Source organism: Kitasatospora sp. NPDC048715, from assembly GCF_043198905.1.
GTDB lineage: Bacteria > Actinomycetota > Actinomycetes > Streptomycetales > Streptomycetaceae > Kitasatospora > Kitasatospora lactacystinica.
Map to the genome: position 1 here is coordinate 94,536 of NZ_JBICVH010000022.1, position 14,629 is coordinate 109,164.

Below are 14,629 nucleotides of genomic sequence, written 5' to 3' on the forward strand. Positions count from 1 at the left end.
CCCCGGCTCGCCGGTCGTCACCGACGGAGGAAGACACGCCCTAGGAGGCCGGGCGGTCGCAGACCGCCGCGGTGCCCTGCGCGGGCGGGCGGGTGGTGCCCCGGAAGCCGCCCGCGCGGAGGATCCCGTCGATCCCGGCGTTGACCGATTCCGCGCAGCGGCGGGCCGCATACAGGTCGAGCAGGGCGCTTCTCAGGCCGGCCTGGTCGCGGGCGGTCAGTGCCTGGGCGCAGCCGCGACTGCCGTTGTCTGCCTTGGTGGTCAGCGCGTGCCAGTCGGCCCGTAGGCGCGGGTCGGCGGGCACGCGGAACCAGACCGTCTCGAACCAGGCGGCGCTCCCCCACTGGGTGCAGGCCGGCCGGAGGCGGCGGTCCAGCGCGTCCCAACTGTCCTTGGCGCCCTGGGCCTCCCGGACGGCGGCGGTCAGGCGACTGTCGTACGAGACCGCCATGTCGATGAGGTCGTCGCCGCTGAGGCGGTACCAGGCCCGGATCTGCCGCACGCGGGTCAACTCCGACCGCGGCGGGTCCGGGAGCCCCCAGAACTGCACCAGGGAGCGCTGGGACGTGAGCTCGTTGACCATGAAGCCCAGCTGGTACCTCCTGAAGCCGCCGTCCGCCGCGGTGCCCGCGACCGCCACGACGCACAGCAGGATCACCGCGAGGCGGCGTGCGCGCGGTCCACGGGCTCCCTGCCCACCGGCCTGGGGCTCGGGGTGGACGGAGACGCGTGCGTCAGGCCGCCGTCGACGGCGGACGGCCGTGACGGCGGCAGCGGTGAGCGCGGCGACGACGGCGGTGAGCCCGGAGAGGACGAGGGCGTTGTTCAGCACGAATGTGAACGGGAACAACGGCCTCCACCAGGCCGGCCGCCAGGCGCAGCTGTCCGAGAGGACGTTGAGCGGGGCGACGCAGCCGTCCACCGAGACGAGGAGCGTCATCGCGGCGGCCCCCAGCACGGTCGCCGTCCCGGCGGCGGTCAGGGCGCCCAGCAGCCGGAAGCGCCGGTCGGCGGCGCTCGCCACGGCGGCGGCCAGGCCTGCGGGCAGGCAGAGCGCCGTCAGCAGGAGGCACGCGTACCGCAGGGCGTAGAGCCCGCCCCGCGCGTCCGGTACCGGCTGCGCGGTGTGGATCCAGGCCTGGACGCCGACGACGGCCAGGCTCGCCAGTGCTCCGCCCAGCAGTCCGGGCAGCACGACCTTGCGCAGCGGCGCCACGGGACGTTCCGGCCGGGGCGCCCGGTCCGGCATCCAACGAGGGGTCCGGACCGCGGTGCCGGACGCCCAGGCGAGCAGCGGCACGACCCACAGGACGATGACGGCCAGTGAGCCCATCGGTGTGTCGGCGACGTTCGACAGCTGCGGCAGCACCGTGGCGATGCCGGGAATCCTGGTCAGGTCCCCGGTCGGGGCTTTGGAAGGAAGCCACTGCAGGACGGACTGGGCGACGGCCTGGGCGCCCGGGAAGTCCCTGTTCAGCGCCGTGGCTCCGGCGAGCATCCACCAGGTGAGCCACGACGTCATGGCGACGCAGCCGGCGGCCAGGCAGAGCGTGAGCGCGGGGCGCGGGGTCCGGCCTCGTGAGGTGCGGGTCCACAGGTGCGCGCACTGGGTGGTCCACCAGCCGAAGGCCGCTCCCGCCGCCACCGGTACCAGCAGGACCAGCGGCCGCTGCGGTTGCCAGGCCCAGCCCGCGCCCCAGCCGCTGAGGACCAGGCCGGCCGACATGCCGGCGCCCAGCCACCCCCCGGCCCACGCCCCGGAGGGCACCCGGGTTCCGGTCAGGACGGCGTACACCACCGCCCGCCACAGGGCGACGACGATCACGCCGGTCACCAGGGCACCGGGAACGATGACGAGCAGCGTCATCAGGTTGTTGGTGAAGTTCACGCGGTACGGCGCGATCTGCCGGAGCACCTGCTGCACGGCCAGGACGGGCACGGTGCCGATGAGGAAGAGCGGCAGGACCGAGGTGCGGAACAGCGGGGCGGGATCGACCAGGGCCCCCTGGCGCAGGCCCCACCGTGGATGGGTGCGCCACAGGTCGAGGAAAGCGTCGAGCAGGCGGCGCACCGCGCTCCCGGACGGTGCGGCGCCGACGGACCAGCCGTGCGGGTCCGCGCCCCAGCGCACCGCGGCCAGGTCGGCGTAGATCTCCCGACTGCGCAGCGCGTCGGAGCGGGCGAGGTACAGCAGCACGACCATGACGACGGCCAGCGCCACGGCCCGGTCCAGCTGCGGCACCCGGCCGTCCGCCACCACGCCGTAGATCACGTAGCCCAGGCAGAGCACGTACGGCAGCAGCACCAGTGCGAGGAAGACCCGCCACAGGGCGACCGTGAGGTACGTCAGGGTGACGTCCCGGTTGGCGATGTGGGCGAGTTCGTGCAGCAGCACCGCCCGGAACCGCTTCGGATCGCGCCGCCGGACGGCGAGCAGGCCGCCGTGCAGGCAGACGACCGGGCGGCGGGTGCGGCCGAAGACCACCGCGCTGACCGAGGCGGCCGCGGGGTCGACCACCACCCGGGGCGTCGGCGCCACGCCCGTCGCCGTGCACAGTTCGGTGAGCAGGGCGAGGAGTTCGCCGTCCGGATCGACCGCGGCCAGCGGGATGACGCGGCCGCGCCGGGCCTTCCAGTGCGGCAGCGCGGCGAAGAGCAGGGCGGCCACCACCAGCAGGAGCAGCGGCCAGGCGGCCACCTGCCACCACGGCGGCGCGGGCGCCCACAGGGACAGGCAGAAGCGGGAGGCGGTGACCTGGCCGGAGATGCTGAGCGACGTCTTCCAGTAGCTGCCGTCAGCCGGGTCCACGCCCGCGGCGAGGCTGCACCCGGACTCGTCCCCGTCGGCCAGGACCCTGACCACTTCGAGGATCATGGCGCCGCCGGCGGTGAGCATCAGGAGCAGCAGGACGACGAACCGGGGGCCCGTGCCCGCGCCGAGGACCCTTTCGTCGATCCGCGGCCGTCCGGGCGGCGCCCCGGTGGCGTTCACCTAGTCCTGCCCGGTGCCGGTGGGGTCGGTGGGGGGCTCCGGGGCCGGTGGGGTGGGCGGAGTGGGCGGGTCCAGTGCGCGGGACAGGGCCAGCCGGGCCACGACCCTGTCGGCGATCTCCTCGGTGAGATCGGGCGCGAGGCCGCGCTGCTCGCCCGCCGTCAGGAGCAGGGCCCGCACCTCGGCCAGCTGCTCCCTGGTCAGCGGCTGGAGCTCGGCCGCGCGGGCCGGTCGCCGGAACAGCCGCCGCACCAGGCCCGTGGCCCCTCGTGAGGCGCGGTCCACCGTCGTGGCCACCATCCGCTGCGCCACCTCGTCGAGCACCAGCCAGACGACGGGCGTCACCAGGGCGGCGACCTCCCCGATCCCGAACCCCAGCGGCTCGCGCCGCCCTCCACCGCGGCTCAGCCGCCGCACCACCGTGGCGTCGTCGAAGCGGCGGAGCCCCTCCACCAGGAACAGTTCCTCCGGTGCGAGGGTCTCCACGACCGATCGCACCACGTCACGCACCAGCACGGTCGGCCGGCCGTCGCCGGTCATGTCGGTTCCGGATCCCACTCGTCCCCCAGACCTTCGAGAATCCTTCCGGCCCGCATGAGGTCGGCGCGCCGGATCGTCCACTGTGGCACGGGATGTGACGGTCGGGCAGGACTTTTCCCGAGCCTGCTCCATCCGCTCACGGAGCCTGCGGACGTCCCGATCGAGCGGGTGCTGCGGAGCCGGGTGCTGCGGAGCCGGGCGCTGCGGAGCCGGGCGCTGCGGAGCCGGGTGCTGCGGAGTCGGGCGTGACGGAGCCGGGCGTGACGGCCCGGGTCAACGGGAAGCCGGATCCGCTCCCGTGGCGGCGGTCGGTGGCCGGATCGGTTCCGGGCGGGTCGGCGCCGCCCCGCGTGTGCGCAGTTCCCGCAGGTCGTGCGGGGTGTTGACCGCGCACCAGAAGCCGTCGGCGCGGTATCCCGCCAGCTGCCGCAGCCGCACCAGGTGCGGGAGAGTCGTGTTCGCGTGGTCCCCCCGGTCCGGCAGCAGGGGGACGACGCCGGGCTCGAAGGCGTACACGCCACCGTTGACCGTGCAGACGGGCGGGGGCGGCGCGGCGAGTTCGGCGACCCTCCCCAGGGCGTCGCAGCGGACCGTGCCCCGGGGCAGCCGGGGCGGGACCAGCGCGACCGTGGCCAGTACCCCGCATCGCAGGTGGTGGGCGCCCAGCGCGGTGAGGGGAAAGTCGGCCCAGATGTCGCCGTAGACGGCGAACCACGGTTCCCGCGGCGCCGGAAGTGCGCGGGCGGCGAGTTTCAGTCCTCCGCCCCGCCCCAGCGGGGAGGCCTCCACGACCACGGTGGTGCGGATCGGCAGGGTCGCCGTGCGTACGTAGTCGGTGATCACCTGCGAGCGGTAGCCCGCCGAGACCACCACCGTCTCCACGCCCGCGTCGGCGAACCGGTCGATCTGGTGGCGCAGCAGCGGTGTGCCGTTCACCTCGACCATCGTCTTGGGGCGCAGGTTCGTGTGCGGGGCGAGTCGCCTGCCGCGTCCGCCCGCGAGGATCACGGCCTGACGGATCGGAGCGCAGGCGTCCGGCGATGACATTCCCGACCTCCCGGGAGCGACGGCGCGGCGTCGGAGCACCGGCCGCGAGGCGCGGGCGGAGCGGACGACTGCGACGAGGGTAGCCCCCGATACGCAGTTGGAGAGGCAACCGGCCCGCTCGCCGGGCAGGACGGCGGCTGCGCCTCCTGCGCCTCCTGCGCCTCCTGCGTCTCCTGCGTCTCCTGCGTCTCCTGCGTCTCCTGGGCCTCCTTCGCCGACGACCGGCCGCCCCCCTGCGCCACCCCTCCGGGCCGACCCTGACGGAAGGTCGGGGAACGACGGCTCCCCGCCCCTGATGTCCGGGGCGGCCGGGGCCGGAAGACTCGTCGCCGGGCCGGGAACCACCGGTCCGGACGACGACCATCCTGGAGCCGGACCCGCATGAACGCGCACACGAACCGCACCCGTTGGGCCGTCCTGGCCGCCGCCGGCGCCCTCGCGGCCGCGCTGACGGTCGGGGCGGGCAGCCCGGCCCTCGCCACGACGCCCTCCGTCGCCGCCCCGGCGGCGGCGAGCCCGTCCGCACTGCCGCCGCTGGACCCGGCGGCGCTCCGGGCCGCCCTCGCCCAGCGGCCCGCCGCCGACGTGTCCGCCGCGTTCCTGCGGGTCACCGGTTCCGCCGGGAGCTTCGAGGGCGCCTCGGCGGAGAGCGGTATGCGGGTGGACCCGCACGGCCGGTTCCGGATCGGGTCGATCTCGAAGGTCTTCACCACCACCGTCGTCCTCCAGCTCGCCGGCGAGGGCCGGATCGACCTCGACGGCGCGGTCCGGCAGTACCTCCCGGACTTCCCCTACGCGTCGGTCACGGTGGGGCAGTTGCTCAACCACACCAGTGGACTGCCCGGCGGCTCCAACGTGCCCTGGGGTGACGGCACCACCGGCTGGTTCGCCGAGCACCGGTTCGACTCCTTCACCCCCGAGGAGGTCCTCGCCACGATGGCCGGGCAGCCGCTGGGCTTCACGCCCGGCAGCGCCCAGCAGTACAACGGCATGAACACCTTCGTCGCCGGGCTGATCGTGGAGAAGGTCACCGGCCACCGCTACGCCGACGAGCTGCGCGACCGGATCGTCCGCCCGCTCGGCCTGCACGACACCTCCCTCCCGGACGCCGACGACCCGCGGCTGCGGCACCCCGCGACCCGCCCGTACCTGACCGTCCCCGACGCGGACGGCGGCTCGCACCGGGTGGACGTGACCGAGCAGAGCCCGTGGCCCTGGGCCGAGGGCGGCATGATCTCCAGCGCCCCCGACCTGGACCGCTTCATGACGGCGCTGTTCCGGGGCCGCCTCCTGCCGCCGGCCCAGCAGGAACTGCTGTTCACGGTCCCGGCGGTGCCCATGGCCGGACACGGCGGCCACTGCCCGGACGGCACGGCCTGCATGAGCACGGGCCTCGAACGCCTCACGGCCGGCGGCATCGTGGTCTGGGGCAAGACCGGGTCCCGGCCGGGCTCCACCAGTGGTGTCTTCGCGACCCAGGACCTCGCCCGCAAGGTCGTGTACTCGGTCGACCCGACCGCGCTGAACGGCGCCGAGACCCCGTACCTCCTCGGGCTGCTGACCACCGCGTACGGCCTGGGGTCCAAGGGCTGACGTCCGTTCTCCACCGCTGGGCCGACGGCGGGTTGGCTCGCGCGGGGGAGGCGGGCGGGCCGTGCGGTGGACGTGCGGCGGGGGTGGTGTCCGGGACGGTGGAGCCATGCTGAAGGACATCCCGGTGGGCGACACCGAACGCCCCGTTCCCCGTTGGGCCCTGCGACTGGCCAAGGCCCTCCCGTTGATCGTGCTGCCGCACTGCCTGTGGCGCCTGCCGTTCGCCTTCGACTTCCGGATGGGCACCGTCGACCCGGCCGCCCCGCCCTACGTCTGGTGGGCCGCCCCGTACGTGATCGGTCTGAGCGTGGTCACCGAGGCGCTGACGCTGCTGACCCTGGGGCTGGTCAGCGGCTGGGGCGAGGTGTTCCCGCGCTGGGTGCCCGTGCTGCGGGGCCGGCGGGTGCCGCCGCTCGCGGCGCTCGTCCCGGCCGTGCTCGGGGGCCTGACCCTGGTGGCCCTCTTCGACGGCATGCCGCTCGCCTGGCTGGGCGTGTTCGCGGAGGTCGGCTACAGCAACGGCTGGTGGATGCTCCTGGGCCGGATCTGCACCTCGACGGCGATGTTCTGGGGGCCGATCACCCTCGCCCTCGCCTGGGCCTACCACCGCCGCCGCCGGCCGGGCATCGCGTGAGTCCGCCCCCGCCCCCCGCGCGCCCGCCCCCGCACCGCGCGGGGGCGGGCGCGCGGGCCACTACGACACCCGAGCTTCCGCCCCGGCCCGTCCGGGCCTCACCACTGCGCCACCCGGTAGTCCTTGAGGAACACCCCCGACACCGGGTCCCCGGCCTCGCCGCGGACGATCGGGTCGTAGACCCGGGCCGCGCCGTCCACGATGTCCAGCGGGGTGCGGAACCCCTGGGCGGCGAGGTGGGCCTTCTTCGGGGCCGGGTTCTCGTCGGTGATCCACCCGGTGTCGACGGCGCACATGTGCACGCCCCGGGGGGCGAGTTCGGCCGCGCTGGTACGGGTGAGCATGTTGAGCGCGGCCTTCGCCATGTTGGTGTGCGGGTGCCGGGCGGTCTTGTTGCGGACGGCGAACCGGCCCTCCACCGCCGTGACGTTGACGATGTAGCGGGCGGGGTGCGGGGAGGCCAGCAGCAGGGGCAGCAGCCGGTCGCAGAGCAGGGCCGGGGCCAGCACGTTGACCAGCTGGGTCTCCAGGACCTCCGCCGGGTCGAGCGAACCGAGCACGGCGGACCAGGAGTTGGCGGGCGCGAGGTCGGGCAGCAGCCCGGACTCGTCGGTGAGGTCCAGCAACGACCCGGCGCCGGAGGAGAGCCGGGCGAGGCCGGCGACCGGCCGGAACCCGGGGGCGTGCTCGATCGCCCGGCGGTCGGCGGCGGGCAGGGCGTCCAGCTCGCCGGCGGCCAGCGGCGCGTACGACTCGGGCGGGCGGCGCAGGGTCTGGGCGGCGTTGTTGACCAGGATGTCGAGCGGGCGCCCGTCGGCGCGCAGCCGGTCGGTCAGACCGATGACCTGGCGCGGGTCACGCAGGTCGATGCCGACCACGCTGAGCCGCTCCCACCACTGCCCGCTGCCCTCGGCGGCGCGGAAGCGGCGGACGGTGTCCTGCGGGAACCGGCTGGTGACGATCAGCTCGGCGCCGTCGCGCAGCATCATCAGGGCGAGCTGGAAGCCGATCTTCACCCGCCCGCCGGTGAGCAGCGCCCGGCGCCCGCGCAGGTCGGTCCCCAGGGCGCGGCGGGCGGTGTTGTCGGCCGCGCAGTCCGGGCAGAGCATGTGGTAGAAGCCGTCGACCGAGCGGTAGGCCTGCTTGCAGACGTAGCACTTGCGCGGGACCAGCAGCTCGCCGACCGGTCCGTCCGCGGCGGCCAGCGGTGCGTCCTCGCGGCGGGTCCGGCTGCCGGTCGCGGTGGTGGCGAGCAGGTCGGCGTCGGCCTGCCGCACGGCCTGCCGGGCCTCCTGGCGGCGGCGCTTGCGGCTCTCCATGACGAAGGAGCCGAGCTGCCGCTCGGCGTGCAGCCGGGTGCGGTCGTGGGCGGGGAGGGCGCGCAGCCGGCCGAGGGTGCGGCTGAACGCGGCGAGTTCCTCGGCGGTGAGGCCCGCCGCCCCGGCGGCGTCGCTCGCCGGATGGATGGTGATCAGCTGGTGATGGTCGTCCCGGACCGTCATGTCCGCCCCCTCGTGCCGTACAGGTGGGAGGGACTGTAGTGGACGGCCCGGGACGATGAGATGCCAATTTCCGCTGGTGGGCGGTGGGCGGTGGGCGGTGGGCGGCGAGCGGTGGGCGGCGGACGCCGGGTCCGCCGCCGGGTCCGCCGTCGGGGCCGTCGCCGCGGGCGTGGGCTCAGCCCGCGTACTGGCCGAGGATCTTCGCGAACTCGTACGGCTGCTGCGGGATGTTGGTGCACTTGGACAGCGAGCCACCGGTGCAGGCGTTGGCGTCCCGGGTGGCGTCCCAGAAGGACACCATCCCGAGGTGGTTCTGCCGGGCGAAAGCCACCAACTGCTGGGCGTCGGCCTGGTTGTAGACCTGGTGGTCGTCGTTCTCGCCGATCATCGGCGTGACGCCGACCATGGCCCACAGCTGGGCGTCGGTCCTCGCCGGGTAGAGGGCCTTGAGCTGGCCGAACAGCGACTGCGCGGCCTGGACGGCGGCGTTGCCGTAGTCGGTCCCGCTCCGGTAGTAGTCCATCGCCATGATGTTGACCACGTCGACGGCCACCCCGGCGTCCCGGGCGGACTTGACGATGGCGACGCCCTCGGCGGTCAGGCCCTCCGGCAGGACGGGCAGGGTGAAGGAGACCTTGAGGCCCGGGTGGGCCTGCTGGAGCTTGGCGAGCGCGGCGGAGCGGCGGTCGTTGGCGGCGGTGTCGGCGATGGCCGCGCCCTCGATGTCGAAGTCGACGTAGCGCAGGTTGTAGGCGTTCACCACGGCGTCGTACTCGGCGAACAGCGAGTCCACCGTGGTGCAGGCGGCGGCGAGTTCGGTGCCGGCGGCGCCGCCGAAGGAGACCTTGACGTCGCCGCCGGCCGCGCGCAGCGCGTCCACCTGGTCCTTGGCCCAGGCGGTGCGCGGGTCGTAGGCGTTGAACCAGCTGGCCTTGCAGCCGACGCCGGTGACGAAGCCCATGGTGTAGCCCTTGAGGCCGCCGGCCTTGGCCAGGTCGGGCATCGAGGGGGTGGGCCAGGCGCCCATGTCGATGTACGGGGCGACCGGGAGCGCGACGTTCGGCGCCGGGGTGGTCGGTCCGCCGGTGGGCGTGCCGGTCGGGGTGCCGGTCGGGCCCGGCGGGGTCGAACTCGGCGGCGGGGTGGTCGGGTTGCCGCCGCCGGGGCCGGTCAGCGCGATGTCGTCGGCGAGGTAGCCGCCCTGGCCGTACCAGCCGTGCAGGTACACGGTGACGCTGGTGGTGGCGGGCCCGGTGGTGAAACTCGTGGACAGCTGCTGCCAGCCGGGGCCGCCGGCGGTCCAGGTGGCCGGGTCGGTGAAGCCGCTGCCGGTCGCGCCGAGGTAGACGTACTGCCCCTGCACCCAGGCGCTGAGGGTGTACTTGGTGTTGGGCTGGACGGCGACGCTCTGGCCGCACTGCGCGGTGTCGCTCGCGCCCACCGCCCCCTTGAGTGCGTACGTCCCGCTGTGCGCACCGGAGTTGACCACGCTCCCGGTGCCGGCGGAACAGCTCCAGGGGCCGACCGCGCCGCTCTCCAGGCCGCCGTTGGCGAGCAGGTTGCCGTCGGCGGCGCCGGCGTTCCCGGCGAGGACGGCCAGGCCGCCGGCGGCGAGCGCGGTGGCGGCGGCGAGGCTCAGCAGGGTGGTCCGGCCGGCGGGGCGGCGGTGCGTGGGGGCGTGCAGGGGCGCGCTGGGCATGGGGGTGCCTCTCGGGACGTGGTGGGGCCGCCCGCGCCGCGAGGGGGGAGACACGGGGCGGGCGGCGGCCTGGGGGTGTTCCGGGCGTGGGGAGCGCGGTGCGGGGGAGTGCGGTGCGGGGGAGTGCGGTGCTGAGCATCAAACTGGACTAGACCAGCTGTGCACGTCAAGCACTTCCCGGCCCCGGACGCCCCACCGGGGGCAGGTTTTAGGAACGGTTAAGACGGCGACGGGGCGGGCTTCGAAAGGGACTTGACCTGGAGTGCACTCCAAGGTGAAAGCTGAGGGCATCGAACGCGCCACCACGCGAACCACTGCTGCGGCCACCGCCACGGAAGCCGCGGAATCCACGATGGGAGCACCCTCATGCGCAACGCCCCGTTCGGTACCGGCGGCCCCGAGATCGGCGTCATCGGCCTCGGCTGCATGGGCATGACCTGGGCCTACGACATGGGGAGCCGGGACGACGAGAACTCCGTCCGGGTGATCCGGCAGGCGCTGGACCTCGGCGTCGGCCTGATCGACACCGCCGACATGTACGGCCCGTACACCAACGAGGAGGTGGTCGGCGCCGCGCTGGCCGGGCCGTACCGGGAGCGCGCCTTCCTGGCCACCAAGGTGGGCATCGTGCCGGGCGGTGCGGGCCAGCAGCAGCGCAACGGCCGGCCCGAGCACGTGCGCCGCTCGATCGACGAGAGCCTGCGCCGGCTGGGCACCGACCACGTCGACCTCTACCAGCTGCACCGGGTCGACCCGGACGTCCCGATCGAGGAGACCTGGGGCGCGTTCGCCGAGGCCGTCGCGGCCGGCAAGGCCCGGAGCATCGGGCTCTCCGAGCCGACGGTCGAGGAGATCAAGCGGGCGCAGTCCGTGCACCCGGTGGCCTCGGTGCAGTCCGAACTGTCGCTGTGGACCCGGGACGTGCTGGCCGAGGTGCTGCCGTACACCGAGGAGCAGGGCATCGCCTTCCTGCCGTTCTCGCCGCTCGGCCGGGGCTTCCTGACCGGCGGCATCACCTCCTTCGACGAGCTGGCCGCCGACGACTTCCGCCGCCGGCTGCCGCGCTTCCAGCAGGACGCGCTGAAGGCCAACCTGGCGCTGGTCGAGAGGGTCCGGGCGGTCGCCGGACGGACCGGCGCCAGCCCCGCGCAGGTGGCGCTGGCCTGGGTGCTGGCGCAGGGCCGGTACGTCTTCCCGATCCCGGGCACCCGGACGCCGCGCTACCTGGTGGACAACGTGGGCGCGGCCGGGATCGAACTCTCGGCGGCGGACCTGGCCGAGCTGGACGCGCTCCCGGCCGCGACCGGCGAGCGTTACTGACGGGGCGCCGCGAGCGCGGGCGGTGCCGGCGGATCGGTGCTCGCCGGGGGCCGGTGCCGCGCCGGGGGCCGGGAGCCGGTGCCGCGCCGGTGGTCGGTGCGGCGCCGGGAGTCAGCGCTCCATCACCCACACCAGCTGCCGTCCGGTCTCGCCCGGAGCCCGGACGGCGGTCTCGGCGACCCGGTCTAGCCGGTAGCCGAGCTTGCGCGGGACGGCCGCGCTGGCGCCGTTCGCCCGGTCGCAGCGGATCTCCACCCGGGTGATCCCGGGCAGTGCCAGCGCGGCCTCGGTCAGCGCCCCGGCCGCGGCGGTGGCGATGCCGCGGCCGACGTGCCCGGTGGCGACCCAGTAGCCGATCTCCAGCGCGCCCGGCCCGATCCGCCCGTGCAGGCCGAAGGCGCCGATCACGCCGCCGGGTTCGGCGTCCAGGCCGGCCAGGTACATGAAGTCGGTGCCGGCCTCCCAGGCGGCCGCGCCGGCTCTGGTCAGCTCGGCGGTCCGGGCCCGGGAGGGGGCCTCGGCCGCCCACTCCATCCAGGGCCGCAGGTGGTCCAGGTTGGCGCGGACGGCCCGGTTCAGCGCGGCCGCGTGGGTGCTGCGGCGGCGCCGCAGCCAGAGGCCGCCGGGCAGCCGCAGCCGTTCCGGCGGCCGCCCGGCGGTCACCGCCGCCACCGGCGGGGCGAGGCCGCAGGACCGTGACTGTGCTTGGCTCATGACGGCGATTATGTCCTTGGCCGGGACCTGTCACCATCCGATGTCCCCCCGGTGGCGGGCGCGCCCGCCCGCGCCCCGGCGCGTCAGAGCCGGACCATCACCTCGTCGAGCTCCTTGCGCCGCAGGTCCGGCACGCGCGCCCCCTCGGCCGGGTAGCCGACCGGGATCACGTACGCCGCGCGCTCCTCCGCCGGGCGGTCGCACACCTCGTTGAGGAACTTCATCGGACTCGGGGTGTGGGTCAGCGTGGCCAGCCCGGCCTGGTGCAGCGTGGCCAGCAGCAGCCCGACGGCGATCCCCACCGACTCCTTGGTGTAGTACGGGCGCGGCGAGTCGGGGCCCTTGTGCACCTCGAACACCACGATCACGGCCGGCGCGTCCTCCAGGAACGGCTTGCGCCAGTCGGTGCCGATCGGGGCGAGGGCGGCCAGCCACTCCTCCGACGCCCGGTGGCCGTAGAACTCGCGCTCCTCGGTCTCGGCCGCCTCGCGCAGCCGCCGCTTGCGCTCCGGGTCGGTGATCACCACGAACCGCCACGGCTGGACGTGCGCGCCGCTGGGCGCGGTGCCGGCCGTCCGGATCGCCCACTCGACGACCCCGTCCGGGAGCGGGCGGGTGGAGTAGTCGCGGACGGTCCGGCGCCGGGCCATCACGTCGTGGAAGGACCTGCTGCGGGCCTCGGCCTCGTGGGCGGGCACCGTCATGGGGGCGAGCGGGACGGTCGGGTGGGACGTCCCCGCCACGGCGCTGTCTGTGCTGTCAACCATGGCGGACAGCACAGCACATGACGGCCCCTCCGGGAAGAGGTACAGACCGATAGGTACAGACCGGGAGGTGCAGACCGGGAGATGGAGACCAATCGCCGGTCGGCGCCGGCTCAGAGCTCGTGCACCCGCCCGTCCCGGACCTCGATCCGGCGGTTCACCGACACCGTGTCCAGCATCCGCCGGTCGTGGGTGACCAGCAGCAGGGTGCCGGTGTACGAGCCCAGCGCGGTCTCCAGTTGCTCGATCGCCGGCAGGTCCAGGTGGTTGGTGGGCTCGTCCAGCACCAGCAGGTTGACCCCGCGGGCCTGCAGCAGCGCCAGCGCGGCCCGGGTGCGCTCGCCGGGGGAGAGGGTGGCGGCCTGACGCAGCACGTGCACCGCCTTGAGGCCGAACTTGGCCAGCAGGGTGCGCACGTCCTCCGGCGCGAGCTCCGGTACGGCGGCTGCGAAGGCCTCCAGCAGCGGTTCACCGCCCAGGAACAGGCCGCGCGCCTGGTCCACCTCGCCGACCACCACGCCGGAGCCCAGCGAGGCGCTCCCGCCGTCCAGCTCCAGCCGGCCGAGCAGGGCGGCCAGCAGCGTGGACTTGCCCGCGCCGTTGGCGCCGGTGATGGCGACCCGGTCGGCCCAGTCGATCTGCAGGTCCACCGGGCCGAAGGCGAAGTCCCCGCGCCGCACGCTCGCCCCGCGCAGGGTGGCGACCACCGAGCCGGAGCGCGGCGCGGTGGCGATCTCCATCCGCAGCTCCCACTCCTTGCGGGGCTCGTCGACCACGTCCAGCCGCTCGATCATCCGCTGGGTCTGCCGGGCCTTGGCGGCCTGCTTCTCGGTGGACTCGGTGCGCATCGCGCGCCCGATCTTGTCATTGTCGGAGGACTTGCGGCGGGCGTTGCGCACGCCGTTCTCCATCCAGCCGCGCTGCATCCGCGCCCGGGCCTCCAGCCCGGCCTTGGTGTCGGCGTACTCGTCGTACTCCTCGCGGGCGTGCCGACGGGCCACCGCCCGCTCCTCCAGGTACGCCTCGTAGCCGCCGCCGTACAGGTTGACCTGCTGCTGGTGCAGGTCCAGCTCCAGCACCTTGGTCACGGTGCGGGCCAGGAACTCGCGGTCGTGGCTGATCAGCACGGTGCCCGTGCGCAGGCCCTTGACGAAGGCCTCCAGGCGCTCCAGACCGTCCAGGTCGAGGTCGTTGGTGGGCTCGTCGAGCAGGAAGACGTCGTAGCGGGAGAGCAGCAGCGAGGCGAGGCCGGCCCGGGCGGCCTGGCCGCCGGACAGGGCGGTCATCGGCAGGTCCAGCGAGACCTTCAGCCCGAGCGAGTCGGCGACCTCCTCGGCGCGCTCCTCCAGGTCGGCGCCGCCGAGGTCCAGCCAGCGCTCCAGGCCGACGGCGTACGCGTCGTCGGCGCCCGCCCGGCCCTCGACCAGGCCCTCGGTGGCCTCGTCCAGCGCGGCCTGCGCGGCCGCCACACCGGTGCGGCGGGCCAGGAAGTCGCGCACCGACTCGCCCTCGCGCCGCTCCGGCTCCTGCGGCAGGTGGCCGACGTTGGCGCTCGCCGGGCTCAGCCGCAGCGAGCCGCCCTCGGGGGCGTCCAGGCCGGCCAGCAGCCGCAGCAGGGTCGACTTGCCGGCGCCGTTCACGCCGACCAGACCGATCACGTCGCCGGGGGCGACGACCAGGTCCAGGCCGGAGAAGAGGGTGCGTTCGCCGTGGCCGGCGCTGAGGTCCTTGACTACGAGTGTCGCGCTCATGATGGGGCCGATTGTAGGAGGAGCGGCCCGCTCGACGGAAAAAAGCGGGGGCCGCGGCTGTCCTGCCGCGGCC

The 14,629-nt window shown here is 74.7% G+C and carries 12 protein-coding genes; 3 read left to right on the forward strand and 9 right to left on the reverse strand.

Annotated features, from left to right (window positions below; genetic code table 11):
• Positions 1-40: 40 nt before the first annotated feature.
• From ACGFSC_RS35200 to ACGFSC_RS35215, 4 genes are read right to left on the reverse strand one after another with little or no spacing between them, the layout of a single operon-like run.
• A complete protein-coding gene (locus ACGFSC_RS35200) occupies positions 41-2,992 on the reverse strand; it encodes a M48 family metalloprotease (RefSeq protein WP_359900041.1) in 2,952 nt (983 codons plus the stop codon).
• Positions 2,993-3,532: a hypothetical protein gene (locus ACGFSC_RS35205; RefSeq protein WP_359900043.1), complete on the reverse strand. Its 540-nt coding sequence runs from the start codon at positions 3,530-3,532 to the stop codon at positions 2,993-2,995.
• A complete protein-coding gene (locus ACGFSC_RS35210; RefSeq protein WP_359900191.1) occupies positions 3,529-3,822 on the reverse strand; it encodes a pentapeptide repeat-containing protein in 294 nt (97 codons plus the stop codon). Before ACGFSC_RS35210 ends, ACGFSC_RS35205 begins: the two co-directional genes overlap by 4 nt.
• Entirely contained in the window at positions 3,806-4,579 is a 774-nt protein-coding gene (locus ACGFSC_RS35215) for a nucleotidyltransferase family protein (protein ID WP_359900045.1), read from the reverse strand. The genes ACGFSC_RS35210 and ACGFSC_RS35215 overlap by 17 nt, the downstream gene beginning before the upstream one ends.
• A 381-nt stretch (positions 4,580-4,960) precedes the next feature.
• On the opposite strand from ACGFSC_RS35215, the gene ACGFSC_RS35220 reads away from it, so the two are divergent.
• Entirely contained in the window at positions 4,961-6,172 is a 1,212-nt protein-coding gene (locus ACGFSC_RS35220) for a serine hydrolase domain-containing protein (protein WP_359900047.1), read from the forward strand.
• Between the two features lie 106 nt (positions 6,173-6,278).
• Complete coding sequence (locus ACGFSC_RS35225) at positions 6,279-6,806, forward strand: hypothetical protein (protein WP_359900049.1); 528 nt, start codon at positions 6,279-6,281, stop codon at positions 6,804-6,806.
• Between the two features lie 98 nt (positions 6,807-6,904).
• Here the strand turns inward: ACGFSC_RS35225 and ACGFSC_RS35230 are convergent, their stop codons facing one another.
• Positions 6,905-8,308 (reverse strand): SDR family NAD(P)-dependent oxidoreductase, encoded by a 1,404-nt coding sequence (locus ACGFSC_RS35230; RefSeq protein WP_359900051.1) that lies wholly within the window; start codon positions 8,306-8,308, stop codon positions 6,905-6,907.
• A 175-nt stretch (positions 8,309-8,483) separates the two neighbouring features.
• Positions 8,484-10,007 (reverse strand): carbohydrate binding domain-containing protein, encoded by a 1,524-nt coding sequence (locus ACGFSC_RS35235; protein ID WP_359900053.1) that lies wholly within the window; start codon positions 10,005-10,007, stop codon positions 8,484-8,486.
• A 366-nt stretch (positions 10,008-10,373) separates the two neighbouring features.
• Here ACGFSC_RS35235 and ACGFSC_RS35240 point away from each other — a divergent pair, with 366 nt between their 5' ends.
• Positions 10,374-11,327: an aldo/keto reductase gene (locus ACGFSC_RS35240; RefSeq protein WP_359900055.1), complete on the forward strand. Its 954-nt coding sequence runs from the start codon at positions 10,374-10,376 to the stop codon at positions 11,325-11,327.
• Between the two features lie 111 nt (positions 11,328-11,438).
• On the opposite strand, the gene ACGFSC_RS35245 is transcribed toward ACGFSC_RS35240, so the two are convergent.
• The 3 genes from ACGFSC_RS35245 to ACGFSC_RS35255 form a co-directional block, all read right to left on the reverse strand.
• Positions 11,439-12,041 carry a GNAT family protein gene (locus tag ACGFSC_RS35245; RefSeq protein WP_359900057.1) on the reverse strand — a complete coding sequence of 201 codons (603 nt, stop codon included), beginning with the start codon at positions 12,039-12,041 and terminating at the stop codon, positions 11,439-11,441.
• An 83-nt stretch (positions 12,042-12,124) separates the two neighbouring features.
• Positions 12,125-12,808, reverse strand: a complete 684-nt coding sequence (locus ACGFSC_RS35250) for a nitroreductase family protein (protein WP_359900059.1) — start codon at positions 12,806-12,808, stop codon at positions 12,125-12,127.
• 110 nt (positions 12,809-12,918) lie between these two features.
• Positions 12,919-14,556 (reverse strand): ABC-F family ATP-binding cassette domain-containing protein, encoded by a 1,638-nt coding sequence (locus ACGFSC_RS35255; RefSeq protein WP_359900061.1) that lies wholly within the window; start codon positions 14,554-14,556, stop codon positions 12,919-12,921.
• Positions 14,557-14,629 lie beyond the last annotated feature (73 nt).